This is a genomic window from Gayadomonas joobiniege G7, assembly GCF_000300815.1.
Classification (GTDB): Bacteria; Pseudomonadota; Gammaproteobacteria; order Enterobacterales; family Alteromonadaceae; genus Catenovulum; species Catenovulum joobiniege.
Genome location: NZ_AMRX01000006.1, coordinates 846,915 through 873,364, shown reverse-complemented (window position 1 = coordinate 873,364; position 26,450 = coordinate 846,915). Strand labels below are relative to the sequence as shown.

General features: G+C 42.0%; 14 protein-coding genes. 13 read left to right on the top strand and 1 reads right to left on the bottom strand.

Annotated features, from left to right (window positions below; all coding sequences use genetic code 11):
* The 11 genes from lpxA (at position 1) to C727_RS0111035 (ending at position 17,093) form a co-directional block, all read left to right on the top strand.
* Positions 1 to 771: an acyl-ACP--UDP-N-acetylglucosamine O-acyltransferase gene (gene lpxA, locus C727_RS0111085; protein ID WP_017445714.1), complete on the top strand. Its 771-nt coding sequence runs from the start codon at positions 1 to 3 to the stop codon at positions 769 to 771.
* The gene (gene lpxB / locus C727_RS0111080; RefSeq protein WP_017445713.1) at positions 772 to 1,923 is read left to right on the top strand and encodes a lipid-A-disaccharide synthase; all 1,152 of its coding nucleotides are present in this window, start codon (positions 772 to 774) and stop codon (positions 1,921 to 1,923) included.
* Positions 1,913 to 2,524 carry a ribonuclease HII gene (gene rnhB / locus C727_RS0111075; protein WP_017445712.1) on the top strand — a complete coding sequence of 204 codons (612 nt, stop codon included), beginning with the start codon at positions 1,913 to 1,915 and terminating at the stop codon, positions 2,522 to 2,524. The genes lpxB and rnhB overlap by 11 nt, the downstream gene beginning before the upstream one ends.
* The gene (gene dnaE, locus C727_RS0111070) at positions 2,521 to 6,000 is read left to right on the top strand and encodes a DNA polymerase III subunit alpha (RefSeq protein WP_017445711.1); all 3,480 of its coding nucleotides are present in this window, start codon (positions 2,521 to 2,523) and stop codon (positions 5,998 to 6,000) included. The genes rnhB and dnaE overlap by 4 nt, the downstream gene beginning before the upstream one ends.
* Before the next feature lie 35 nt (positions 6,001 to 6,035).
* Positions 6,036 to 6,995, top strand: coding sequence for an acetyl-CoA carboxylase carboxyl transferase subunit alpha (accA, locus tag C727_RS0111065; protein ID WP_017445710.1), 960 nt, complete (start codon positions 6,036 to 6,038; stop codon positions 6,993 to 6,995).
* Between the two features lie 59 nt (positions 6,996 to 7,054).
* Positions 7,055 to 8,380 carry a tRNA lysidine(34) synthetase TilS gene (gene tilS / locus C727_RS18420; RefSeq protein ID WP_017445709.1) on the top strand — a complete coding sequence of 442 codons (1,326 nt, stop codon included), beginning with the start codon at positions 7,055 to 7,057 and terminating at the stop codon, positions 8,378 to 8,380.
* Between the two features lie 133 nt (positions 8,381 to 8,513).
* Positions 8,514 to 13,361, top strand: a complete 4,848-nt coding sequence (locus C727_RS0111055; RefSeq protein ID WP_017445708.1) for an NAD-glutamate dehydrogenase — start codon at positions 8,514 to 8,516, stop codon at positions 13,359 to 13,361.
* A 16-nt stretch (positions 13,362 to 13,377) separates the two neighbouring features.
* Positions 13,378 to 14,388, top strand: a complete 1,011-nt coding sequence (pyrD, locus tag C727_RS0111050) for a quinone-dependent dihydroorotate dehydrogenase (RefSeq protein WP_017445707.1) — start codon at positions 13,378 to 13,380, stop codon at positions 14,386 to 14,388.
* Positions 14,389 to 14,459: 71 nt separating this feature from the next.
* On the top strand, positions 14,460 to 15,002 hold the full coding sequence (locus C727_RS0111045) for a cell division protein ZapC domain-containing protein (protein ID WP_017445706.1): 543 nt from the start codon (positions 14,460 to 14,462) through the stop codon (positions 15,000 to 15,002).
* Between the two features lie 3 nt (positions 15,003 to 15,005).
* A complete protein-coding gene (locus tag C727_RS0111040; protein ID WP_017445705.1) occupies positions 15,006 to 15,761 on the top strand; it encodes a Nif3-like dinuclear metal center hexameric protein in 756 nt (251 codons plus the stop codon).
* A gap of 15 nt (positions 15,762 to 15,776) precedes the next feature.
* Positions 15,777 to 17,093, top strand: coding sequence for an RsmB/NOP family class I SAM-dependent RNA methyltransferase (locus C727_RS0111035; protein WP_017445704.1), 1,317 nt, complete (start codon positions 15,777 to 15,779; stop codon positions 17,091 to 17,093).
* Between the two features lie 56 nt (positions 17,094 to 17,149).
* On the opposite strand, the gene C727_RS0111030 is transcribed toward C727_RS0111035, so the two are convergent.
* On the bottom strand, positions 17,150 to 18,466 hold the full coding sequence (locus tag C727_RS0111030) for a dicarboxylate/amino acid:cation symporter (RefSeq protein ID WP_017445703.1): 1,317 nt from the start codon (positions 18,464 to 18,466) through the stop codon (positions 17,150 to 17,152).
* A 107-nt stretch (positions 18,467 to 18,573) separates the two neighbouring features.
* Here C727_RS0111030 and C727_RS0111020 point away from each other — a divergent pair, with 107 nt between their 5' ends.
* Together C727_RS0111020 and topA are read left to right on the top strand one after the other, a co-directional pair.
* Positions 18,574 to 23,559, top strand: a complete 4,986-nt coding sequence (locus tag C727_RS0111020) for an Ig-like domain-containing protein (protein WP_017445701.1) — start codon at positions 18,574 to 18,576, stop codon at positions 23,557 to 23,559.
* Between the two features lie 245 nt (positions 23,560 to 23,804).
* Positions 23,805 to 26,438: a type I DNA topoisomerase gene (gene topA / locus C727_RS0111015; protein ID WP_017445700.1), complete on the top strand. Its 2,634-nt coding sequence runs from the start codon at positions 23,805 to 23,807 to the stop codon at positions 26,436 to 26,438.
* The last annotated feature ends 12 nt before the right edge of the window (positions 26,439 to 26,450 follow it).

Genomic DNA, 26,450 nt, shown 5'->3' with positions numbered 1-26,450 from the left:
GTGATTCATGAAACTGCCATTGTAGAACCAGGTGCTAAACTCGGTGCCAATGTTAGCGTTGGACCTTGGGCTTACATAGGTGATCAAGTTGAGATCGCCGATGGTACTCAAATTGGGTCACACGTGGTCATTAAAGGCCCATGCAAAATTGGGAAAAATAATCGAATTTTTCAATTTGCATCAGTCGGGGAAGAATGTCAGGACAAAAAGTACAAAGGTGAACCGACTCGTTTAGAAATCGGTGATAACAATGTGATCCGCGAATCTGTCACTATTCATCGTGGTACAGTGCAAGATGACAGCTTAACTAAAATTGGCAGTGGAAACCTGCTAATGGCTTATGTGCATGTGGCACATGACTGTATTGTCGGTGACAATAATATATTGGCTAATAATGCAACTTTGGCAGGTCACGTAGAAGTGGGTAACGGAGCTATTTTAGGCGGTTTTACTGGCGTTCACCAATTTTGTAAGATTGGGAGTTTTTCGTTTTGCGGGGTTGGTTCTGTTGTCGTTAAAGACGTTTTGCCCTATTTAATGGCCGCCGGGCAAAACGCTGTGCCGCATGGCATTAATAGCGAAGGCTTGCGCCGCCGTGGATATTCAGCTACAGATATTTCGGCACTTAAAAAGGCCTATAAACTGATTTATCGAAGTGGTCTAACCCTTGAAAATGCGAAAGCTGAATTAAACGAACTGGCGAAGCAGCATGAGCCGGTTAAGTTAATCACCGACTTTTTAGCCGTATCATCTCGCGGTATCATTCGTTAAATGAAAAGTGTTCGTGTAGGTATTGTTGCCGGAGAAGCCTCTGGCGACATTTTGGCGGCCAATTTTATGCAATCATTTCGGCAATTGATGGCCGAAGCAGACATTGATGTTGAATTTGAAGGGGTTGCAGGGCCCTTGATGCAAGCGCAAGGCATTAATAAACTTTTTGATTTAGAAGAGTTATCAGTCATGGGCCTGGTTGAAGTTTTAGGTCGGCTCCCTCGTTTACTTTCTATTCGCCGCCAGTTGGTAAAATATTGGCGACAAAACCCTCCCGATGTATTTATAGGCGTTGATGCGCCTGATTTTAATCTTACTTTAGAAGAAAAACTAAAAACATCAGGGATAAAAACACTTCATTATGTGAGTCCTTCGATATGGGCGTGGCGACAAAAGCGAGTTTTTAAAGTTAAACGTGCGGTTGACAAAGTGCTGGTTTTATTGCCGTTTGAAAAATCCTTTTACGACAAATACCAAGTACCCTGTGAGTTTGTTGGTCATACGCTTGCTGATCAAATCAGTGAAAAAATTGATAAAAAGCAAGTTCGCCAACAATTAAATTTACCGGCTGATGGGCAATTAATTGCCGTGTTACCGGGTAGTCGCAAGGCAGAAGTTGAATTGCTGGCACCGGATTTTATCCAGGCTTGCCAACGGTTAGCTAAACAAGAGCCACAACGGCACTTTGTTTGTGCGGCAGCAAATGAGCGGCGTAAGCAGCAAATTAAAAGTATCCTCGCTGCGCAGTCAGTTGACTTTAAGTTAACTATTATTGATGGCCAAGCGCGCGAGTTAATGGCGGCCGCTGATGCCATTATGATAGCGTCTGGCACAGCCACCCTAGAAGGGGCGTTAAGCAAAACGCCTATGGTTGCATGTTATCGCTTTAAAAAGCTCTCATATCAAATATTTAAACGTCTGGTAAAGGTTAAATACTTTAGCTTGCCAAACTTAATCACAGGGCACCAGACCATCCCTGAATTATTGCAGGACGAAGTAAGCCCGCAGGCCATTGCTGAGCATATTGAGATTGCACTTAGCGGTGAAAATAGTCAGCAAAAAGCCGATTTTGAATATATTCATACCACCTTAAAACAAAATGCTGGCCTAGTGGCCGCACAAGCTGTTAAAAAGTTAATCGATGCAAACTGAATTTGATATTAATCAACTGGATGCCAAATTATTGGTTGCAGGTGTTGATGAAGTAGGTCGTGGACCACTCGTTGGCTCTGTGGTTGCGGCTGCGGTTGTTTTAAATCCTACACATCCGATAGTTGGTTTAAAAGACTCTAAAAAATTATCCTTTAAAAAGCGTAGCGAATTAGAAACACTCATTAAAACGCATGCCTTAGGCTGGGCGGTTGCCAGTGCTTCGCCTGCCGAAATAGATGAGTTAAATATACTCCATGCGAGCATGTTGGCGATGCAAAGGGCGGTAGAGGCGTTAACTATACCATTTGATATCGCGCTCGTAGATGGCAACCGGCTACCAAAACTCGCTTGTCCGGCGCAGCCTGTTGTTAAAGGTGATGACAAAGTTGCGGCTATTAGCGCTGCGTCGATTTTAGCTAAACAAGCTCGTGACCGCGAAATGTTGGCACTGGCTGAAAAATACCCAGCATACGGCTTTGAGCGCCATAAAGGTTACCCAACTAAAGAACATCTAGCTTTATTAGCTGAGTTAACTATTCTACCCGAATACCGAAAAACCTTTAAACCGATTCGTTTATTAATGGCAGAGGCAGATAAATGACGCAGGCAAACTTTATTCATTTACGAGTGCATTCTGATTTTTCGATGGTGGATGGTTTGGCGAAAACCAAACCTATCATTCAAAAAACGTTAGAACAACAGATGCCTGCAATCGCGATCACAGATCAAAACAACTTATGTGGTTTGGTACGTTTTTATACCCAGGCTAACGGTGCCGGTATTAAACCTATCATAGGGGCCGATTTATGGTTTCGCAGCGAAACAACTGGTGATGATCTCTACCGCCTAACCGTGTTAGCCAAAAACAAAGTTGGTTATAAAAACCTGACTCGTTTAATTTCCGATGCCTATTTACGTGGTTCTATCAATGACAGGCCAGTCGTTGAACAAGCTTGGCTTGCAAAATATAAAGAAGGGTTAATCCTTTTATCCGGAGCGCGGGAAGGCGATCTGGGGATGGCCTTGCTGAAAGGCAACTACCGGATGGCCGACAAAATAAATGAATTTTACCAAACTCACTTTGATGATCATTATTATATTGAGTTAATTCGAACAGGTCGCAAAGATGAAGAAAGCTACTTGCATGAAGCCGTTAAATGGGCCGAAAAATATGAGTGGCCAGTTGTAGCCACGAATGAAGTGGTTTTTTTAGAACCAGAAGATTTTGACGCGCATGAAATTCGTGTTGCCATTTATGATGGTTATACGTTAGATGATAAAAAACGTCCAAAACGGTATTCTAAACAGCAATATTTCCGCAGCAGCGAAGAGATGATAGAGGTTTTTTCAGACATTCCTGAAGCGATTGAAAACACAGTTGAAATTGCTAAACGATGTAATGTTGAAGTGCAATTGGGAAAATACTTTTTGCCAAATTGCCCAACGGATGGACTTAGCGAAGCCGACTATTTAGTTAAAGTTTCGCGCGAAGGTTTAGAAGAAAGATTAGAGTTTTTATTTAAAGACGAAAAAGAGCGTGCTGAAAAACGGCCGGAATATGATGAGCGCTTACAGATAGAACTTGACTGTATTAACCAGATGGGATTTCCTGGTTATTTTTTGATTGTAATGGAGTTTATTCAGTGGAGTAAAGACAATAACATCCCTGTTGGACCCGGAAGAGGTTCAGGAGCCGGCTCCCTGGTTGCTTATGCGTTAAAAATAACCGATCTCGACCCATTGGAGTTTGATTTACTATTTGAGCGATTTTTGAACCCTGAGCGGGTTTCAATGCCAGATTTTGATATCGATTTTTGCATGGACAGGCGGGACGAGGTGATTGATCATGTTGCCGAACTATATGGCCGTGATGCCGTGTCTCAGATCATTACGTTTGGAACCATGGCGGCCAAAGCGGCGGTGCGGGATGTTGGTCGAGTGCTTGGTCACCCATTTGGTTTTGTTGATCGTATATCAAAATTGATCCCTGCCGATCCGGGCATGACACTGCAAAAAGCCTTTGATAACGAACCTAGATTGGTTGAGTTATACGATGCCGATGAAGAAGTTCGTGCATTAATTGATATGGCGAGAATTTTAGAAGGGACAACGCGAAACGCGGGTAAACATGCTGGGGGCGTAGTTATATCACCAACAACAATTACTGATTTTGCGCCCTTGTATTGCGATTCTGAAGGTAAACAGCCAGTCACACAATTTGATAAAAACGATGTTGAAACTGCAGGCTTAGTTAAATTTGACTTTTTGGGTTTACGTACCCTGACCATAATGCAGTGGGCGATTGATATGGCGAATGAAAAGTTAGCCAAGACCAATCAACCACTCGTTGATATCAACGCGATAGAATTAGACGACAAAGAAAGTTTTATAACACTTAAAAAATATCAAACAACCGCCGTCTTTCAGCTTGAATCACGTGGCATGAAAGACTTGATTAAACGTCTACAGCCAGATTGTTTTGAAGACATGATTGCATTGGTCGCATTATTTAGGCCTGGACCATTACAATCAGGTATGGTTGATAACTTTATAGATCGTAAACGGGGCCGGGAAGAAATTTCTTATCCAGACGCCGAATATCAGCACGAATGTTTAAAACCCATTTTAGAACCGACATACGGTATCATTTTATACCAAGAGCAGGTCATGCAGATTGCTCAGGTGATGGCGGGTTATTCTCTGGGGGGAGCCGATTTATTGCGTCGTGCAATGGGTAAAAAGAAACCCGAAGAAATGGCGAAACAGAGGTCAACGTTTGCTGAAGGGGCTAAAAATAACAATATAGATCCCGATTTGGCAATGAAGATCTTTGACCTGGTAGAAAAATTTGCCGGTTATGGTTTTAACAAATCGCACTCTGCGGCTTACGCACTGGTTTCTTATCAAACCTTATGGTTAAAAACACATCATCCTGCTGAATTTATGGCGGCTGTAATGTCTGCCGATATGGACAATACAGACAAAGTGGTCACCTTGGTCGACGAATGCGAGCGCATGAGGCTCAAAATTTGTCCGCCTGACGTTAATCAAGGGCAATACAAATTCAGCGTGAACGACGAAGGTGAAATTGTATATGGCATTGGTGCCATTAAAGGGGTGGGTGAAGGGCCGATAGAAGCCATTATCGAAGCGCGCCAAAATGGTGGCGCATTTAAAGACTTATTCGATTTTTGTGCCCGTGTGGATCTAAAGCGTATTAACCGTAGAGTTTTAGAGAAGTTGGTGCAAGCAGGGGCGATGGACAACCTTGGTCCGCACCGAGCGTCAATTATGGCATCGTTAAATACTGCCATGAAAGCGGCCGAGCAACATGCTAAAAATCAACTGGCTGGGCAAACGGACTTATTTGGTCTGTTAACAACTGAACCAGACGAAGTGCAAAATGCGTTTGAAAAAGTCACACCTTGGCCAGAGCAAGTTTGGTTAGATGCCGAAAAAGAAACGTTAGGGTTATATTTAACCGGCCATCCAATTAACCGTTACCGTGATGAACTCAAGCATTATGTGCGCAGTCGAATCCATGAACTTGTGCCAACTCGGCGCGACGATAGTGTGTCTACTGCCGGATTAATCATAGACGTTAAAAGCATGGTGAACAAACGCAGTGGTCGGCGCTGGGCAATTATTACCTTGGATGATAAAAGCGGCCGTATTGATGTCAGGTTTTTTGCCGATATGTTTGATGAACATGAAGCGCTCTTAGTTAAAGATCAAATAATTGTTGTGAGTGGTCCAGTTGAACCAGATGACTTTAGCGGTGGTTTGAGCATGACAGCTAAAAGTGCGCATTCTTTGGTTTCATTACGTGAAAAACATGCTAAAAGTGTACAAATATCGGTTGACGAAAAAACTTTAGATGAAATCCAAGTGGAGCAGCTTAAAGATAAAATAACACCTTACAATCAAGGGGTTACTCCAATTATTTTTGATTATAAAGGGGCTCGCGCCAGCACTAAAATTAAAGCTGGGGTAAATTGGAATGTGACACCGGATGATAATTTGCTGTATGATTTGCGCAATATGTTAGGTGAAAATAATGTTACACTTAATTTTTAACAAAATATTTAACTGAACAGGGCAGATATAGATAAATGAGTTTAAGTTTCCTGGAATTTGAACAGCCAATTGCAGAATTGGAATCCAAAATTGAAGAATTAAAAAATGTTGCCAAAACTAGTGGTGATCTTAATTTGGATATCGAAGAAGAGATCAATCGCCTAGAGCAAAAAAGTAAAGAAATGTCTGAGAAGATTTTTGCTAATTTAGGTGCTTGGCAGATAGCGCAAATGGCGCGTCACCCACAACGCCCTTATACTTTGGATTATATCCGCAGAATTTTTACCGAATTTGACGAAATGGCTGGTGACCGTGCTTATGCAAACGACCCTGCTATTGTTTGTGGGACTGCGCGCTTTAATGGTCAGCCTGTTGTCGTGATTGGCCACCAGAAAGGCCGTGACACCGCTGAAAAAATTAGACGTAATTTTGGGATGCCCCGCCCAGAAGGCTATCGTAAAGCACTTCGTTTAATGGAATTTGCAGAACGTTTTAACATGCCTGTGATCACTTTTATTGATACCCCAGGGGCTTATCCAGGGGTAGGTGCAGAAGAGCGTGGTCAAAGTGAAGCCATTGCCAAAAATCTTAAAGTGATGTCTCGTTTAAATGTGCCTGTCATTTGCACCGTAATTGGTGAAGGTGGTTCAGGTGGTGCTTTGGCGATTGGGGTTGGCGATAAAGTGAATATGTTGCAATACAGCACTTATTCGGTTATCTCTCCAGAAGGCTGTGCTTCTATTTTATGGAAATCTGCCGAAAAAGCAGAACAAGCTGCTGAAGCTATGGGCATTACCGCACCACGATTAAAAGAGCTTAAGCTCATTGATGATATCGTAGATGAGCCTTTAGGTGGCGCGCACAGAGATTTAGAATTAATGGCTGAAAATTTAAAAGCAGTCATTCAAAATCAATTAGATGCTCTGAATGCGCAAGATAAAGATACCTTATTAGAACAAAGATACCAAAAGCTGTTGGCTTTTGGTTATTGTTAAGCTTTTGAATAAAGCCGGTGTCTGACCGGCTTTATTATGCCTTCCGAAATATAAACCACATGGCGCTGATCTCTGTTGCTGAACTAGAATCTTTTTTAAACCGTTTTGCTCAACCGCCTGTTGTATACGTTGGTTTGAGTGGGGGTATTGATTCTGTTGTTTTATTACATTGTTTATCTGTGCTAAATGCAAACAAACCAGAGCTCAAGATCCGTGCCATCCATGTGAATCACGGTTTAAGTGATAATGCGCAGCAATGGCAAACTTTCTGCCAGCAGTTTTGTAAATCATTAGCTATTCCATTACATTGCCAGCAAGTACAGATAAAAAAAACCAGCCGTCAATCACTTGAACAACTGGCAAGAGATGCAAGGTATCAAGCGTTTAAACAAATTGTATCGCCGGCTGATGTGTTAACGACAGGTCAGCATCTGGATGATCAAGCCGAAACATTTTTGTTGCGATTAAAGCGGGGCAGTGGGCCTGCAGGATTAGCCGGGATGCAAGCCATTTCGTGCAATCAGTACGGACAGACGATTTGGCGGCCTCTGCTTAAAATAAAAAGACGACGCATCATTGCTTATGCGAAAGCTCATCGATTGCATTGGATTGAGGATGAAAGCAACCAAGATCTTCAGTTTGATCGCAATTTTTTGCGTCAGCAAATCTTACCCACGATCGAATCGCGGTGGCCGGGTTTTAGCGAGTGCGTTGCGCGCAGTGCCGATCTCTGCCGGATGCAAAATGAACTCGCTCAAGACATGGCCCAAATGGATGCTGAACGCTGTATAAAAGGTCGGCAGTTGGATCTGAACCAGCTGGTTCAACTGGCTGAACATCGGCAATTTAATTTGTTGCGTTATTGGCTGTTACAGTTTCAGCCATTAATGCCGTCTTTCCAACAAATGCAGCAGCTTCTGGCTATGCAGACAGCTAAACCGGACGCCCAGCCTGAGTTAGTCGTGTCGGGTGGCCAAGTTCGCCGCTATCAGGATTCGTTATATTTTTTGTCACAACGGCAATTGGAATTTTTTGCTCGTACAAAGCAGCAGCATGCGGCGTCCGAGCCCTTTTGTTTGAGTGACGGACAAACCGCCCAACTAGATTTTTCTGAAAACAGCGGCCATATTAAGTTGATGGTTCCGCTAGCTGATATGATCATTAAATACCAGTTGCCATCTTCCTTGAGTTGTCGGCCACAAGGGCGCAAACATTCACGTACGCTAAAAAAGCTGTGGCAAGAGTATCAAATTCCTGTCTGGCAGCGTTCGTCAATACCTTACCTATTTTATCAAGGCCAACTGGTTGCTGCGCTTGGGCATTGGATCTGTGCTGATTATTATCAATCGGTTCAAGGCCCTGGTTATTGTTTGGTAAATTCTTGATCCTAATCGCTATTCTTCACTTAATAACTTTACCAAATAGAATATCTTTTGCTAATCTGATGTTAATAAAAAATATCTAACGATCTTAGCGGAAGATATTTGAGTTAACCCTAATTTGAAAAGGACCCATTATATGACAGGCGTTAATAAGCAACTTTCTGTGATCCTGGATAATATCCAAGCGCTCGTCGCAAATAAAATGACTGCCGAAAAAGCCATTTTAGTGCAGAAGTTTATTAAATTGTTATTCAAAGATACTGCAAGTGATGATTTAATGCACCGCAGTGACAGTGACTTGTATGGCGCTGCGATAAGTCTTTGGAAAAATTTTGTCCGATCTGAACGCGAAAAATTGCCTAAGGTTGCCGTATTTAATCCAGATTTAGCTGAACATGGTTGGCAGAGTACTCATACCATAGTAGAAATTGTCTGTCATAACCATCCGTTTATCGTTGGCTCCGTGCGAATGGCTTTAGAGCGTTTGTCGGTTAATTCCCATTGGATGTTATACCAGTCGTTTGACTATCAAACAGATGATGGCGGCGGTTTAGCCGATTTTGATGTGGCTGGTCAATTAAATGACGCAAACTCTTGTACCCTATTATTATTAGAAATTGATCATCAATCCGAGCTAGAGATCCGCGACAAAATTAAAAAAGAGCTCACTACTGTGCTGCGCCAAATTGAGATTATTGTAGATGACTGGCAGGCCCTAAAAGATCAGTGTCTGCAAGTAGCTGATTCAGTAAAAAGTATTAATAATAAAAAACAGCAACGTGAGGCCAAAGATTTATATGCTTTTTTGAAGTGGATGGCCGACAACAAATTTACCTTTTTGGGTTATCGTAAATATGATATCAAAGCGGTAGAAGGCGATCATATAATTGAACGCTGCAAAGAAACAGGTTTGGGTTTGCTGCGAAAAGCAAATGGTCAGAACAAACGCAAGCTGTCACAATTGCCTGTCAGTGCACAAAAAGAAGCGCTTTCTGACAATATTTTAGTTGCGAGCAAAACGAATCAAAAATCTCATATTCATCGGCCTGCTTATATGGAATATCTTGGTGTTAAGATATTTTCTGATGACGGTGACGTCATTGGCGAGCATAGGTTTATGGGGCTGTTTGCATCAGATTTTTATAACGATAGCATTTTTGATATCCCATTGTTATGTGAAAAAGCTTTGCGAATTTTAGCCTCGACTGATTATGTTGAAGGTTCACATCCGTATAAAGCGCTGCAAAATATTCTCGAAAGTTATCCACGAGAAGAATTATTATATGCAACAGAGGCTCAAATCCGGCGCATTGCGTTTGGCATCTTGCAAATGCAAGAACGTGGGTCTACTCGTTTATTCACTCGCAGAGACCTTTTTGGCAAATATTTTTCTTGTATCGCTTATGTCCCTAGGGAGCGATATAACACTCAGCTTCGTAAAGAGACTCAGCGTTTGTTGCAAAGCTATTTTGGTAGCGACAGATATGTTGAATTTAATACTTATTTGTCAGAATCACCATTGGCGCGAACCCACTATACCGTGCGGGTAGACAACAACAACGTAGAGATTGATGAGCACGAACTGCAAAATAACATGATTGAGTTAGTGCGCTCGTGGGAAGATAAACTCATCCGTAGTTTAACTCATCATTTTGGTGAAGAAAAAGGTAAACGCTTAGCTGCATTATACGAAAGTGCGTTTCCGCGCAGTTATCAAGAGCATGAACTCCCCAATACTGCCTTAGTTGACATTGAAAAGCTCGATACGCTATCGGCCGAAAAGCCGTTTGAGATGATGTTATACCGTGGTCAAGAAGACGAAAATCAGAGCACGGAAGTTCGTTTAAAAGTCTATCACCGGGAAAAACCGATTTATTTATCGGACATTTTACCAATTCTGGAAAACTTTGGTTTACGAGTCATAGATGAACGACCGTATCGCATTCAAACGACCGACGGCACCACCAATTGGGTGCTAGATTTTTCGATGGCGACCATTGGTGGTTTTACGCTGGATTTAAAAGAAAGTCGCGCTTTATTTCAGCGTGCACTAGCTGACGTATGGTACAACAAGTTAGAAAATGATGGGTTTAACCGCTTAGTATTAGAGGGCGGCGTAATTGGCCGACAAGTAGCAGTTTTAAGGGCATATGCACGTTATATGCGGCAAACTGGCTTGAGTTTTAACCAAAGTTATATCGAAAATACCTTTGCGACTTATCCGCAGATAGCAGAGCAATTAGTTAACTTATTTGAAGCCCGTTTTTCTCCTACCGATAAACTGGATACAAATAAACAAAACAAGCTGGTAGAACAAATAGAAGCGGCACTTGATTCGGTGGCAAATCTAGATGATGATCGTATTATTCGACGTTTTGTGGCTATGATCCAAGCTACTTTGCGCACTAACTTTTATCAACGTGGGCGCGACGGTCAGTACAAATCATATATCTCGCTCAAATTGTCTCCTCAAGACATTCCTGATATGCCTAAACCTGTGCCCAAGTTTGAAATTTATGTGTATTCACCAGAAGTTGAAGGTGTTCATCTCAGGGGCGGCAAAGTTGCCCGTGGCGGGTTACGTTGGTCAGATCGTAAAGAAGATTTTCGCACTGAAGTATTAGGTTTAGTAAAAGCCCAACAAGTAAAAAACACAGTGATTTTACCCGTTGGTGCAAAAGGCGGTTTTGTTTGTAAGCAGCCGCTTAAAACCGACGACAGAGCCGCATTTATCGAACAGGGAAAAGCCTGTTATCGAACCTTTATTCGTGCCTTATTAGATATCACAGATAATATTAAACAAGGTGAAGTGGTCTATCCGCAAGATGTCGTAAGATACGATGATGATGATCCGTATTTAGTCGTGGCGGCGGATAAAGGGACGGCCAGTTTTTCGGATATCGCAAATGGGATATCCGAAGAATATGATTTTTGGCTGAAAGATGCATTTGCTTCTGGAGGCAGCGTTGGTTATGACCACAAAAAAATGGGGATAACAGCACGTGGCGCTTGGGAGTCGGTAAAACGCCACTTTAGAGAATTAGGCATTGATTGCCAAACAACAGACTTTACCTGTGTCGCAGTTGGTGACATGTCTGGTGATGTTTTTGGTAACGGCATGTTATTGTCTAAACACACACGCCTGCTGGCTGCGTTTAACCATTTGCATATATTTATTGACCCAGAGCCTGATATTGAAAAATCCTACGCAGAGCGCGCGCGTTTATTTGCAGCTGGTTCAGGTTGGGGCGATTATGATAAAAATGTATTAAGTCAAGATGGTGCCATCTTTTCCCGTGCGGCTAAATCGATAAAATTAAATGAGCGCATGCAAAAAATGCTGCGTACCGACAAAAATAATTTGCCGCCGAATGAGTTGATCCGACTTATTTTGAAGATGCCAGCGGATTTGTTTTGGAATGGTGGTATCGGCACCTATATTAAATCTTCTAAAGAGACTCATGAATCTGTTGGTGATAGAGCCAATGACAGTGTTCGTATAGACGGTAAAGAAGTTAATTTTAAAATTATAGGTGAGGGCGGAAACTTAGGCTGCACCCAACTAGGTCGTATTGAAGCTGCCACTAATGGGGTGCGTGTGAATACTGACTTCATTGATAACGTAGGTGGCGTTGATTGCTCAGATAAAGAAGTGAATATAAAGATTTTGCTGAACTCTATCGTCAGTGATGAGCAAATGACCAATAAACAGCGCAATAAACTGCTTAGCGAGATGACCCAAGAAGTGGCGGGCATTGTACTAGACGATTGTTATCGCCAAACGCTTTCTTTGTCAGTAACAGAGCATAAAATCGAAAGTCAAATGAAAGAAAAACTACGATTTATGAACGCGCTGGAAAAACAAGGTTTGCTTGACCGAGAGCTTGAGTTTTTACCTAACGAAGAGGCGTTATCTGAACGTCTATCCGCAGGCAAAGGGCTGACACGTCCTGAGTTATGTGTGTTACTGGCCTATGCAAAAATGGATTTAAAAGAGCGTTTTAATACCAGCAAGGTTACTTCAAACGCCTTTATTCGCCGAGCTCTGGTGCGTTATTTTCCTAAACCGTTACAAGAGGGTTACGACACAGCGATAAAAACACATCCATTAAAATGTGAACTGATAGCGACCGAAGTGGCAAATCAGGTGGTCAACCTGATGGGCATGAACTTTGTGTTTAGAATGCAAGACGAAACGGGGGCCGAGCCGCACGAAATTGCAATTGCATTCACCATCGCCAGTCATGTTTTTGAGTTAGAAAATTTATGGCATGAAATAGAAAAATGGGACAATAAGGTCGCTGCTGAGGCGCAGCTGGAAACTTTATTCCAATTGCGACGTACGGTGCGTCGAGCCACACGCTGGTTTTTACGTAATCGTGCTAACTTACCTTCAGTGAGCAAAGCGATTAATAAATATCGCCCTGTATTTAACGAGCTAAGTGAAAACTTGACTAAATATCTACCAAAAGATGAACTGGGTAAACTTAAAGATCGTGCGCAAACACTTGTTGATGCCGGGGTCGATAAAGACTTTGCTAGCCGCCTATCTAATATTAGCACTTTATTTTCAGTCATGGATATTGCCGAGGTAGCGGACCAAAATAAACGCCCACTAGACTTGGTTGCTGGTATTTATTATCAACTGGGCGGTTATATGCAGCTGGACTGGTTTTTAGAGCAAATTAATAATCAGAATGTAACTAACCATTGGCAAGCGTTAGCTCGAGCTGCCTATAGAGAAGAGTTAGATAGTCAGCGTAAAGTGCTGACTCAAGTGGTATTAAAGTCGTGTGATAAAGACTGTTCTGCAATTGAGTTAATCGAAGAATGGGGCGATAAAAATCAACATGCGATTGAGCGTTGGCAGCATTTATTGTCAGACTTTAAAGCCGGACAAAATCATGAGTTTGCTAAATTTTCGGTGGTTTTACGCGAATTGATGTTGTTAGCGCGACATTGCGATACAATGTTGCCATCTTAAATCAACGGACTTGTACATGTATTCATTATTACGCTCTTTTTTGTTTACTCAAGACGCTGAGTGGTCGCACGAAGCTACGTTAAATGTATTAAAAAAGACTCAAGGCACTTTTGCTGAGTCTTTTTATCGGCAAAAGCTAATGGCCAAACCTCGTAAGGTAATGGGTATTGATTTTGTGAACCCTGTTGGCTTAGCGGCCGGGTTAGATAAAAATGCCGAATGTATCGAGGCGTTTGCTGCGATGGGATTTGGTTTTATTGAAGTGGGCACAGTAACACCCCGTCCTCAATTGGGAAACGAAAAACCTCGTCTGTTCAGGTTGCCCGAAGCGCAAGGTATTATCAATCGTATGGGGTTTAATAACAAAGGTGTCGATTATTTAGTAGAACGTGTGAAAACTGCCCGTTACGCTGGCGTGCTTGGAATCAATATTGGCAAAAACAAAGATACTCCAAATGAACAAGGCAAAGATGATTATTTAATTTGCATGGATAAGGTATACCAATATGCAAGTTATATTACTGTAAATATTTCATCGCCGAACACACCTGGGCTCAGAAATCTGCAATACGGTGAGGCTCTCAATGATTTGTTGTCAGCAATTAAAAACAAACAAACCGAGTTGGCAGACAAGCACCAAAAATATGTCCCTGTTGCGGTTAAAATAGCACCTGATATGGACTCAAGTGAAGTAAAACAAGTGGCTAACACCCTAATCGAAAATAAAATTGATGGTGTAATAGCGACAAATACGACATTAGAGCGTGCAGCAGTTAAACATTTGCCCCATGGTGAGGAAGCCGGTGGTTTAAGCGGTGTGCCTGTGCGCAGACAAAGTACGCAAGTGATCAGTCAATTAAAAGAGGCGCTCGCTGGGCAATTACCTATAATTGGTGTTGGCGGCATTAATTCGTTAGATTCGGCCAATGAAAAACTTGCAGCCGGCGCGGATTTGCTGCAAGTTTATAGCGGATTTATTTACCGTGGGCCTGATTTAATAAAAGAAATAGTGCAGGGACTTGATTAATTGAGATTTTTTTGACATTGTAATAGATCAATCTAAGTCTTTTTTAAGTGGTACAAGGAAAGCATACAAGTATGTCTCAGCCAAATGCAAATTGGTACTGGTTTTATGATGCCGACACTCAGACGTTACGCGTAAACATGCAAACGTATGAGTTTGTTTGTGCTTGTAAACCAAAAATGCTGTTGCCGTTTGCTAAACAAATACAACAACAATATTTTGCGGTAGATGACACTTATGCGTTTAATCAATTTTATGTGGCGTTAGAAACCAGCTTAAGACTGTCTGAAGCCAAGCTTGTACAAATTTGTTTAAACGCGACGGCTGTTACCCAGTTTTGCACGGATGAGTCCCCTAAAAGCTGGTTTTTTACGCCGCAGCCAATTCCTGCAACAGAAGATGCACCCATTGTTGTACTTGAATCTGGTGAAAACCCTGGGTTATTTTTGCGCTTAAAAAATGTCAATGGTTGCGCCTATTTAATGTTGTTAAGCTCACAGATGGATTTAGTCACTGGGAAAACGATGCGCCAGTTTGATTGTATCAAGGTGATGCAAGACCGCTTAGCGAGTTATGCAGGCCAAGCTTATTCAGTAGAACATCAACAACGAGCTTAATTTATGCAGCTTGACACGTTAGAAGAATATTTAAATCGACTTTTACAAAGCTCACAAATAAAAGATTTTTGTCCAAACGGTATTCAGGTTAGCTCAGATCGCGAGATTAAAAAAATTGTTACTGGGGTAACGGCCAGCCAAGCCTTGCTTGACTCTGCGATTGAACGTCAAGCCGATGCGGTATTGGTTCATCACGGTTACTTTTGGAAAAATGAAGACCCGCGCATTGTAGGGCTTAAAAAAAATCGCCTTGCGACTTTACTTAAACATGATATGGCGTTGCTCGCTTACCATTTACCGTTAGACGTGCATAACGAGCTTGGCAATAATAAGCAACTTGCAATGCGTTTGGGGTTACGCGAGATTAGCGCACATTCGGAGCTGACTCCGTTTGGCATTGTTATGCAAGGTGAGTTAAGTCAAGCCTTGGGTGCTCAAGCGTTTAGTGATCAGGTTAGTGCGCAGCTAGGGCGTGCAGTGACTTTAGTTAAAGGTGGTGACTTTTTAGTTAAAAAGGTTGCTTTGTGCACCGGTGGTGGTCAAGGTTATATTGAAGCGGCTAAACAAGCGGGTGCTGATTTGTTTTTAAGTGGTGAAATTAGTGAACAGACCACTCATTTTGCTCGTGAAGCTGGTATTCATTATATTGCAGCGGGTCATCATGCCACCGAGCGCTATGGTGTTAAGTCGTTAGGCGAGCATTTAGCAGCCCATTTTTCTGTAGCGGTTGAGTTTGTTGATATCGATAATCCAGCCTGATTTTTAAGTGAATGAATGAAACGTCGAAGTTATAAAAAGCCTTTACCTGGTTTGAGTTTAGTTGTTGCTAGAAAACAACTTTGGCTTGAGTGGTGCCAACAACAATCTTTTAAACCGTTAGATAGATTTTTAAAAAGTCGTTTAAAAGAGATACGTGATCTTAAGCGCGAAGATAAATTAAAACTATCCGCGCAAATTCAAAATGCCGCACGCTATTTACAGTCGGCTGAATATTTAGAAAGTTGTTATCAGCAAGATAAATGTATAGATGCGTTAGCATGGGATAAAGAATATCAAACGCTTCAGCTTAAAATTAATAACATACAATGTTTTTGGTTTTGGGTGTTTTTATTGGCCGGTGATTATACTCACGCATCAACGGCTAACGAGGCCGCACGAGTTGCTTGGTTTAAAAAACAGCTTTCTAAATTAGAAGCCGATTTAAGCTGTTTTGCGATTTTACACGGCTTTAGACCTAAGTGGTTAACCTCATTGAATCAACGTGCACTAATGCAAGGTTGGCAGGAAGACGAAGTGAGAAGTTTTATTAAAAAGCAAAATATTGCACTTCCTCTATATCTTAGAAACCAAAGTGAATTAACGGATAAACAGTTAACTGAGCAATTACAGGCAAATGGTGTGCGTGCCTACAATGACCATGCAGTGATTCAGGTTAGTGGCGGGCATGATGTGACCCGCACTGATCTTTATAAAAATGGTCAATTTGAAATTCAAGATTTAGCAAGCCAAAAAATTGCCGAAGCAGTGGATTGTAGACCCGGATTAAAAGTTTGGGATGCCTGTGCGGGCGCTGGTGGTAAATCGTTAGCCTTAGCGTGGATAATGAAGGGTAAAGGCGCACTGACTGCGACTGATTTACATGCTTATAAATTAGATGAATTATCTAAACGAAGTAAACGAGCACAAATTCATAATATTCGCTGTTTTACCTGGACTGGTGAAAGCGAGCTTAAGTTGCCAAATGATGTTCGCCGTCAACAAGGCTTTGATAGGGTATTAATAGACGCACCATGCACATCGAGTGGTACTTGGCGTCGCAACCCAGATGCCAGGTGGCGATTTAGTGAATCTGATACACTGGCACAAAATCAAATTCAGCGAAAATTGCTAAATAATGCAAGCCGCTCCGTACGTATCGGTGGTTTATGTGTCTACGCAACGTGCAGCTGGCAAGTGAGCGAAAACGAGGCCATAGTGGCAGAGTTTTTAAATAACAACGCAAACTTTAAATTACGTGAGCAATGCTTTTTGGGCGGAATTAAAGAAAACTCAGATAGTATGTTTTATGCGGTTTTAGAGCGCCTGAGCTAATTCAGGCGCTAGTCGCTGATTGTTGTTGTGTATAACTCAACAATCAGGTTTCCAAATTACGAGACTTTAGACTCATCGTTAAACACTTTGTCATCAATCGCCTTTTCACTGCGGGCAATCACACAACTTACGGTTGCGTCGCCAGTGACGTTGACCGCAGTTCGTGTCATATCTAACAAGCGATCAACCCCTAAAATCAGCGCAATCCCTTCTACCGGTAAACCCACTTGCTGAAACACCATAGCCAGCATAATTAACCCAACACCAGGCACGCCTGCAGTGCCGATGGAAGCAAGTGTTGCTGTTAATAACACAGCTAAATAATCAGTGAGAGATAGATCTATTGCATAAATTTGTGCAATAAATACAGTGGCTACCCCTTGCATAATTGCCGTTCCGTCCATGTTTATCGTAGCACCTAAAGGAACGGTAAATGATGCGACTGAGTTATCAACACCTAACTTTTTTGTTACTGTGTTCAAAGTGACTGGTATGGTGGCATTACTGCTGGAGGTGGTAAATGCAAACACTAGGTTGTTTTTCATTTTTTTAAAAAATAGAACTGGGTTTAGTCGACCTAATATTTTTAAAATAAGCGGGTAGGTTAAGAGTGCATGTACAAAAAGTACAAGTAATAAAGTGAAAAAATATTTTGCAAGTTTCGAAATTTCACTGACTTCGATATAAGTAAATAGCTTAGCCATTAAAAAGAAAACCCCATATGGCGCTAAATTCATTAAAATACCAACCATTCTTAAAACAACTTCGTTCAGGTCATTAAAAATAGCAGTCATACGTTTACCCGGTTCGCCACATAACGCCATAGCAACACCAAATAAAATAGAGAAAACGATCACTTGTAGCATATTACCTTGAGCCATAGCATCTATTGGGTTGCTTGGGAACATGCCGATAATGACCTCAGCAAAACTTGGCGCAGGTTGTGACTCGAACGTGGCATCTGTCGTTAGCTCAGCCCCTTCACCAGGGCTAATTAATAGAGCAATACTAATCGCTAATGAAATAGCAATGGCAGTGGTGAGTAAGTAAAGTAATACGGATTTAAGCCCTAAACGGCCAATTTTGGCTGAGTCATTTAATGCGCACGTGCCGCAGACTAAGGAAACAAACACCAAAGGTACCACTAACATTTTTAAACTGGTAATGAATATTTGTCCACCTATATGAAAAAGACCTTCAACAAAAAATGCTTTAAGGGATAAGTCAAAAATAACTAAGTTAATGAGAGTATCTGTTTTTTGACCGACAAAAAAACTCATGATCACCCCACAGAGCAACCCAAGTAGCATGCCAACAACAATTCTTAAGGTCAGATTGTCCTTTAATTGCGATTTTATATTTAGTTTTTCCACAATTTCACCATATTTATTTGTTTTAACAATTGTTCCATCGTAATTTTTTGAGCTAATATAAGCGAGGTTACCTTAATTTTTATTCTAAGACCATGGAGTGCAGAAGAATGCTCAAGCAGTATGGCCATTGGTTTATCGCTTTTTTCACCTGTTTTTTAATCTCTTGCGGTGAGGGGGGCGGTAGCCTGGAACGAGGCGACAGTTTAGCGGATGACGATGTATATACGTTGTCACTGTCAGCCGTCGATCAACAAGGACAAGTTTCCAATCAAACTTCACAAAACAATCCGTTAACGGTCCGGGCGACTGTCACCGAAAATGGCTTAGCCGCAAGCGGCGTGATTGTAAACTTTTCAACCGATGTTGGTTCTATCGAACCAGCTAGTGGTAGTGTCTTAGCTCAAAATGGGGTGGCAACGGTTCTTTTATATCCAGGCAATGTTGAAAGTGCCGGTACTTTAACCGCTTCAATATCAGGTACAGATTCGGATGTTTCCGACACTTTAGATTTCAGCTCGTTAGGGGATGGAAGCAATCCTGATACCGGTGTAACCGTGAATGCTGACTTATATTTTTGCTCTGAAACCTTAGCGGATGATGTCAGTAATTTATCTCAGTGTACACAAACACGTAAGATTTATGGGGAGCAATCGGTATATTTAATTTCATCAGTCACTTCGGATGGCACCCCGGTTCGCGACACTTTGGTTTCTTTAAATGTGAACGAGTCGCAAATAACGACAGTTCCAGTTTCAGGCGAGTTGTTAACCAATGACTCTGGTTATGCAATTTTTGAACTGACTGGTGAGTCAGATGCAGGCAATATCACAATTGGTTTATCCGCTGAAGGCGTTGAGACAAACGTTGAAAACATAGATTCGAGCCAATTTGCTTATAATCTATCAAGTAAAATATTACAGTGTGACCTCCAGTTTGACGCAAGTTCTGATGATTTTGGTGATTGTCAGCCTATTACTAGCTTTTATTCGAGCAGCGCTAAATATTATTTGTATGCTAAGGTCACCGAAAAACGAAGCGGTGAAGCAGTCAGCGGTGTGCAATTATCAGCACGCTCAGTTGCCGGCAATTTGTTATTTGAGTCAGGAACAACCAACGAACACGGTTTAGTTACTTTTGAAACGGGTGTACCGGAAGATTCGGGTAGTCTGAACGTGAGCGTAGTAGGAAACGAAGGTTTGCAAAGTTTAATTGCCTACACAGTCCCAGATAAAGTTTATGGATTAACTCTAAATTTAGTCAATGCGCAAGGTAATGTTAGTCAAGCTTTGTCACAATCAAACCCTTTAACCGCGGTGGCGACGTTGACAGTAAACGGTCAGCCTGCGGCAAACGAAGTTTTGAATTTTGAAGCAAGGTTAGCTGCTCTAAATGTTAGCGCATCCCTTACCGATCAAAACGGGCAAGCACAATTAACATTATTGGCGACCGATGTTGAAGGTGCCGGTGGTTTAACCGTTAGTTATGAACAGCCTACCACAACGTTAGCAGACACGGTTAGTTTTTACAGCCAAGGGGATGGCAAAGCAACCGCTCAAGCGGTTACCTTGACGGGCACATTTTATCGTTGTGCGGAAAACGCATCACCGACGGTCGAAGGCATAGAAACTAGCTGCCAGAGCCAGCAGCAAGATGCAACTGCGAATGATATATTCAATACTCAACCAATATATCTTTTAGTTGAAGCCACACAACAACCTGAATCTATTCCTTATCAAAATCAAGTGATCAGTGCTGAAACTGAATTAGCAACTCTGAGCCAATCTTCAGCGCTGACGACTGATTCCGGTAAAGTTATTTTTCGTTTAACTGGTGCAGGGCAACGAGGCGCAAACTCAGTTGTCGTTTCCTCCGGTGAAAGTAGCGCTATATTTAACTATCAGGTCAGTACTGAAGACCAACCGTCAAATAACACTTCGGTTTATTCAGTCTCTTTGGGGCTATTTGACGAAGATGGTGCCGAGTTTGGTAAAACCGACGGTGTATACGTAATTAGTGCTGATAATCCTGCAATTGCTAAAGCAACAATATACAAAAATGGCAAGTTGATCCCTCTAAACGAGCAGTACATAGTTCAATTTGATTCAAGTGGGGTTGGGGTTTTATCACCTTCAAGCGGGGTTGATGTTAGTAATGATCAAGGTGAAGCTGAAATCGTATTACGTGCTGGTAACGTAATCACCGGTGGAGAAATTACGGCCACAGCCTTGGTTCCATCAGGTGAAGTGGTGTCAAACGGGATTTTGTTTGAAACACTCGGTGATGATGTGAGTATCGTGCCAGACCAATACAAGCTTTCAATCAGGGCGATTAATGTTAAAAGTGGTGATACGACCTTCAGTGTAAGCAAGGATGAGCCTGTCGAATTAATCGCAACTTTAACAGACAACAATGATCAAGCCGTTGAAAATGCATTATTAAGTTTTTCAACGTCTTTAGGGTCTATCTATCCTGAAATCGCAACCGCTCGAACCGATGCAGAAGGCAAAGGCAGAGTCACTTTAACCGCTGGTGATGTGAAAGGTGCTGGTCAAGCACAGGTAAGCTATCAAGATGCTGTTGCTTTTGTGACGTTCGACTCAGCCGGTGATGAAATAAAACAAGACAAAGCCTTTACATTATCGGCTGATGTTTATGACTGTACCGCAGAAGATGCGAACAAAGAAACCGCAGAAAACTGTATTTTAAATAATCAAGTTCGGCTTAATTCTCCAAGAACCGTTATCGTGCGCGTGACCGACAATGGTGTTGGCATCGGCAACCTACTGGTAAACATAGAAACTGATAATGGCACTATAAATCCCGCAAGTGGTCGTGTGCTAACGAATGCTAATGGTTATGCCTATGCTGATATTTCAATGAGTGAGATTTCGGGTGCTGGACTAGTAACTGTCACTTTACCAACCTCAACTGCATCTGGAAGTGCCACCACTACTGTAGATATAGGGGCGGTCGACATTGTGATGGGCAATGAAGATGATAACGGTGAATTTAAAAATGAAATCATAGCGAGGGATATTGATGGTAGCAAAATAGACATTTTGCAACCCGGACGAACTGCTATTTTGGAAGTAAATATCATCGACGCTGAATCTGGGCAACCCTATCTTCAACCGGTCGAGGTAAACTTTAGCTCGGCTTGTGCTTCGACTGAGCCAGCGACCGCTAGATTAGATAGCACAGTGACCGCTTATAATGGTGTGGCAAGAGCTATTTATGTAGCTGATGGCTGTATTAATCAAGATCAGATACTTGCAACCGCTGATGCTGGTACTCGCTCGTTGACTGCCACTGGCACTATTGAACTTGGGGATGTGCCCGCAGATTCTATTGTATTTGAGTCGGTCGAAATAGACGGTGAGGTTGTGACTGATAATCCAACCATAGGATTAAAGGGAAATGGCGCTCAAGAAAAAGCGCGACTTAATTTTAAAGTGTTTGATCAGTTTGGCAACGCTAAACCGGGCCAAACGATCCGTTTTTCACTTGCCAATAGTATAGGGGATACAACAGGGCTAGGCGGCGTAACCCTGTCTCCGAGTGAAGCGGTAAGCTTTACCGATGGAAGTGTTTTTGTAACGGTAGAGTCAGGACGAGTTGCAAACCCAATTGTGGTTATTGCTGAATTAATCGATGAGTCTGGTGATGTTCAGGCTTCAGGCGTTTCTCGAAGTTTAGCTGCAATCACTGGCATAGGTGATCAAAATAGTACGGCCTTTGTGGCAGAGAGTTTAAATATAGAAGCTTGGGGCATAGCAGGAGTAGAGAATAAATTAACGCTGTTTTTGGCAGATCATAATAATCACCCTGTACTTGATGGCACTTCAGCTGTCTTTAGAACGGATACAGGTATGATTGACGGAAGCTGCACCACGCTCGATGGTGTTTGTGTCGTAAATTGGAAAAGTTCTAACCCGGTATTAAATGGCAATGATCTAATCAACGGCTTTTGCGATGTTGGAAACGACAATGACCCAAGCAATGATATCCCAGTTGATGGTAAACCTTGTTTTGGTCCAGTAGCTGACACCGATAATGATGGTGATTTTGATTCGAACGATGTGCAGGGGCCATTGCAGATTGCTCACCCTCGCCAAGGCCGAGTGAGCGTACTGGCGTATTCAAAAGGTGAAGAGAGCTTTGTTGATGCAAATGCAAACGGTATCTATGATGCAGGAGAGACTTTCTATAATTTAGGTGAAGCCTTTTTAGATGATAATGCAGACGGCTTGTTCTGTGGCCAGCAGAACGAAAGTTCACCAATGCCGGCGCCTGCAGGTCCGGCGACAGCGTTTGATATTGATAATATAGTATTTGCGCCTGGCGTAGAGCAAACCCTTTGTATAAAAACTGCCTCTTACGGTGTCAATGCAGGTGAAAATTATATTTATTTAGGTGCAGCCGATGAAGAGTTTATTGATTTAAATAACGATGGACAATTCAACCCAGAGTTAGATGAGAATCAACATTTATTCAATGGTTTAAGTTGTACAGTGGAGAATGAAAATAACGGAATTTGTAGTAGAAATTTAGTCCATATTAGAGATGGGGCTGAATTTGTGACATCTGGTCAAACCGCTTATGTAAGGGTGTTAGATTCTAACAACCAAGAAGTAAATACAGTTTACCTCAATGCAGATACTTTCACAGATTGTAACGGCAATGGGGTTTGGGATGCTTCGGTTAATGAAACAGTGATAGGGGCTGACTGTAATAACGACGGTGATCAATTTGATACGGATGTTGCTGAGCCGCTGATTAGAGACAATAACGGGAACGGGCGTTGGGATGCCAGTCATACTGAGATATTAAGCGTTTATATTACCGACGTTAATAACAACCCGATGCCAGCAGGCACTAGTGTGACCTTTAATACTGACAATGGAGTGCTCATAGGTTCACCTAATTCTGAGTTTTTGGAGACAGCAAGCTTGTTACCTAGTGTGTTCAGTGTCGGTCTAAAACCTGAATCAGATGGGAATGAAGTATTCACTGGCAACTTAACTTTAACGGTATCGACTGGCAATGACGTAACAACTAATTTTAACCTAGTCACTGTTATCGACAGTCAATAGCTTGTTAAGAACGGTTAAAAACACCTCCGGCATCACAACCGGGGGTGTTTTTGTTTATTTATCCGCTAGTGGATAAAAATAGTTTTTTATTTTTAAAGTCGCTTGAAAAAGCATCAAATAGGACAAAAATGATAGCAGAATAAAAAAAATCACTTGCGACTAGGTTAAATTGTAGATATACCTAAAAAGATAACGCGCAGTCTGACTGCATTTTTCAGTTCAATGAGCAACAGATTATAGGTCTAATGGGAAAATCACTCGTAATTGTAGAATCTCCGGCCAAGGCCAAAACCATCAATAAATATCTCGGTAGAGACTTTGTTGTAAAATCCAGTATTGGTCATATTAGAGATCTACCGACATCATCTAAAGGTAAAACTACCACCAAAGCCGCCAATACAAAGGCGATGTCCGAAGAAGAAAAAGCTGCTTACAAAAAACAAAAAGAAAAAGCGGCGCTAGTTGCACGTATGGGTGTAGACCCTGAACACAACTGGAAAGCGGATTACGAAGTTTTACCGGGTAAAGAAAAAGTCGTTGCCGAGTTACAAAAGCTGGCAGAAAATGCAGACACTGTTTATCTCGCAACCGATTTGGACCGCGAAGGGGAAGCCATTGCTTGGCACTTACGTGAGGTTATCGGCGGTGATGATGACAAATACAAACGGGTCGTTTTTAACGAAATTACTAAAAAAGCCATTAAAGATGCTTTTTCGACGCCAGATGATTTAAATATTGCCAGAGTGAATGCCCAGCAGGCACGGCGATTTTTAGACCGTGTTGTTGGTTTTATGGTATCGCCATTGTTATGGAAAAAGATTGCTCGCGGTTTATCGGCAGGTCGTGTGCAATCAGTCGCAGTGCGGCTTGTGGTGCAACGTGAACATGAAATTAAAGCTTTTGTTCCAGAAGAATATTGGGAAGTCACTGCTGATACGCTGACGCATAAAAAGCAAAATTTATTGCTTAACGTTGTTAAATATCAAAGCAAAAATTTTAGACCCAATAGTAAAGCACAAACCGATCAAGCCTTAGCCGAGTTAGAACAGGCCAGTTATCAGGTTGTAGATACCGAAACTCGGCCAACATCTAGTAGACCCAGTGCACCTTTTATTACGTCAACGTTGCAACAAGCGGCCAGTACCCGGTTAGGTTTTGGCGTTAAAAAAACTATGATGTTGGCTCAGCGCTTATACGAAGCCGGCCATATTACTTATATGAGAACCGACTCCACCAATTTAAGTGGCGAAGCGGTCGCGGCTTGTCGTGATTATATCCAGCAAAATCTCGGTGCTGATTATTTACCTGAAAAAGCAAATATCTATGGCAGCAAAGAAAATGCCCAAGAAGCGCACGAGGCCATACGTCCATCGTCAGTTGATTTAATTGCCGAAGCAATTGAAGGGGTCGATCCAGACGCAAAACGCCTGTACGACCTTATCTGGCGTCAATTTGTTGCTTGTCAGATGCCGCCAGCTAAATATAAAGCCAGCACATTAACAGTTAAAGCCAATGATTATGAGTTAAAAGCCAAAGGCCGTGTTTTAGTTTTTGATGGTTGGACTAAAATTCAGCCACCAACAGGTAAAAAAGGGCAAGAAGATCAACTGCTCCCTGATTTATCTGTTGGCGATACCTTGGCGTTAGAAAAATTAAATCCAAAACAAAATTTTACTAAGCCACCAGCACGCTATAGTGAAGCATCCTTGGTTAAAGAATTAGAAAAACGTGGCATTGGTCGGCCATCTACTTATGCGTCTATTATCAGCACCATTCAAGATCGTGGTTATGTTCGTTTAGAAAGTCGCCGCTTCTACGCTGAAAAAATGGGTGAGATAGTCACCGAGCGTTTGTTAGATAATTTTAGCGATTTAATGAGTTACGACTTTACCGCCAACATGGAAAAATATTTAGACGAAATCGCGGCCGGTGATTTAGATTGGAAAAAAGTATTAGATCGTTTTTATCAAGACTTTAGCAACAACCTAGAAAAAGCAGGACTTGAAGTTGATGAGGGCGGGATGAAACCAAATCAGCCGATTCCAGTCGATATAGACTGTCCTGAATGTGGTCGTCATATGACGATACGAACCGCATCAACTGGGGTGTTTTTAGGTTGCTCAGGGTATGCACTTAAACCCAAAGAGCGCTGTACTAAAACCATTAATCTCACTTCAGGTGAAGAAGCAGTTGATGCAAACGATGAAGAAGCCGAAACGAATGCGCTGCGTGCTAAACGTCGTTGCCCTAAATGTGGCACAGCGATGGACAGCTATTTAATGGATGAAAGCCATAAATTACATGTTTGTGGTAACAACCCAAGCTGTGATGGCTATGAGATAGAAACTGGTAAATTTAAAATTAAAGGGTACGACGGCCCAGTTATCGAATGTGATAAATGTGGCAGCGACATGCAGCTAAAAAATGGTCGTTTTGGCAAATATTTTGGTTGTACTAACGAAGAATGTAAAAACACCCGGAAATTACTGCGTAACGGTCAGCCTGCGCCGCCCAAAGAAGATCCGGTTGATTTACCTGAGTTACCGTGCGAAAAATCTGATGCGCACTTTATGTTGCGTGATGGTGCTTCGGGGATCTTTTTAGCAGCACATAATTTCCCTAAATCAAGAGAAACTCGAGCACCTAAAGTGGCTGAACTAAAGCGCTTTAGAGATCGTATTTCACCTAAATTTTATTATTTAGCGGACGCGCCAGAAAAAGATCCAGATGGCAACTTAGCCATAATTAAGTTTAGCCGCAAAAATAAAGAGCAATATGTTGCTTCCGAAAAAGACGGCAAAGCAACCGGCTGGACAGCCCATTTCCAAGATGGCAAATGGGTGCAAAGCGAAAAAAAGAGTAAAACAAAAAAGAAATAAATAAAAAAGGCT

What these genes read in the sequence shown, in the direction of transcription:
- C727_RS0111035 (WP_017445704.1), top strand. Translation starts at nt 15,777, where the DNA reads ATGAAACGTCGAAGTTATAAAAAGCCTTTACCTGGTTTGAGTTTAGTT.
- topA (WP_017445700.1), top strand. Translation starts at nt 23,805, where the DNA reads ATGGGAAAATCACTCGTAATTGTAGAATCTCCGGCCAAGGCCAAAACC.
- pyrD (WP_017445707.1), top strand. Translation starts at nt 13,378, where the DNA reads ATGTATTCATTATTACGCTCTTTTTTGTTTACTCAAGACGCTGAGTGG.
- dnaE (WP_017445711.1), top strand. Translation starts at nt 2,521, where the DNA reads ATGACGCAGGCAAACTTTATTCATTTACGAGTGCATTCTGATTTTTCG.
- lpxB (WP_017445713.1), top strand. Translation starts at nt 772, where the DNA reads ATGAAAAGTGTTCGTGTAGGTATTGTTGCCGGAGAAGCCTCTGGCGAC.
- accA (WP_017445710.1), top strand. Translation starts at nt 6,036, where the DNA reads ATGAGTTTAAGTTTCCTGGAATTTGAACAGCCAATTGCAGAATTGGAA.
- C727_RS0111055 (WP_017445708.1), top strand. Translation starts at nt 8,514, where the DNA reads ATGACAGGCGTTAATAAGCAACTTTCTGTGATCCTGGATAATATCCAA.
- C727_RS0111040 (WP_017445705.1), top strand. Translation starts at nt 15,006, where the DNA reads ATGCAGCTTGACACGTTAGAAGAATATTTAAATCGACTTTTACAAAGC.
- rnhB (WP_017445712.1), top strand. Translation starts at nt 1,913, where the DNA reads ATGCAAACTGAATTTGATATTAATCAACTGGATGCCAAATTATTGGTT.
- tilS (WP_017445709.1), top strand. Translation starts at nt 7,055, where the DNA reads ATGGCGCTGATCTCTGTTGCTGAACTAGAATCTTTTTTAAACCGTTTT.
- C727_RS0111045 (WP_017445706.1), top strand. Translation starts at nt 14,460, where the DNA reads ATGTCTCAGCCAAATGCAAATTGGTACTGGTTTTATGATGCCGACACT.
- C727_RS0111020 (WP_017445701.1), top strand. Translation starts at nt 18,574, where the DNA reads ATGCTCAAGCAGTATGGCCATTGGTTTATCGCTTTTTTCACCTGTTTT.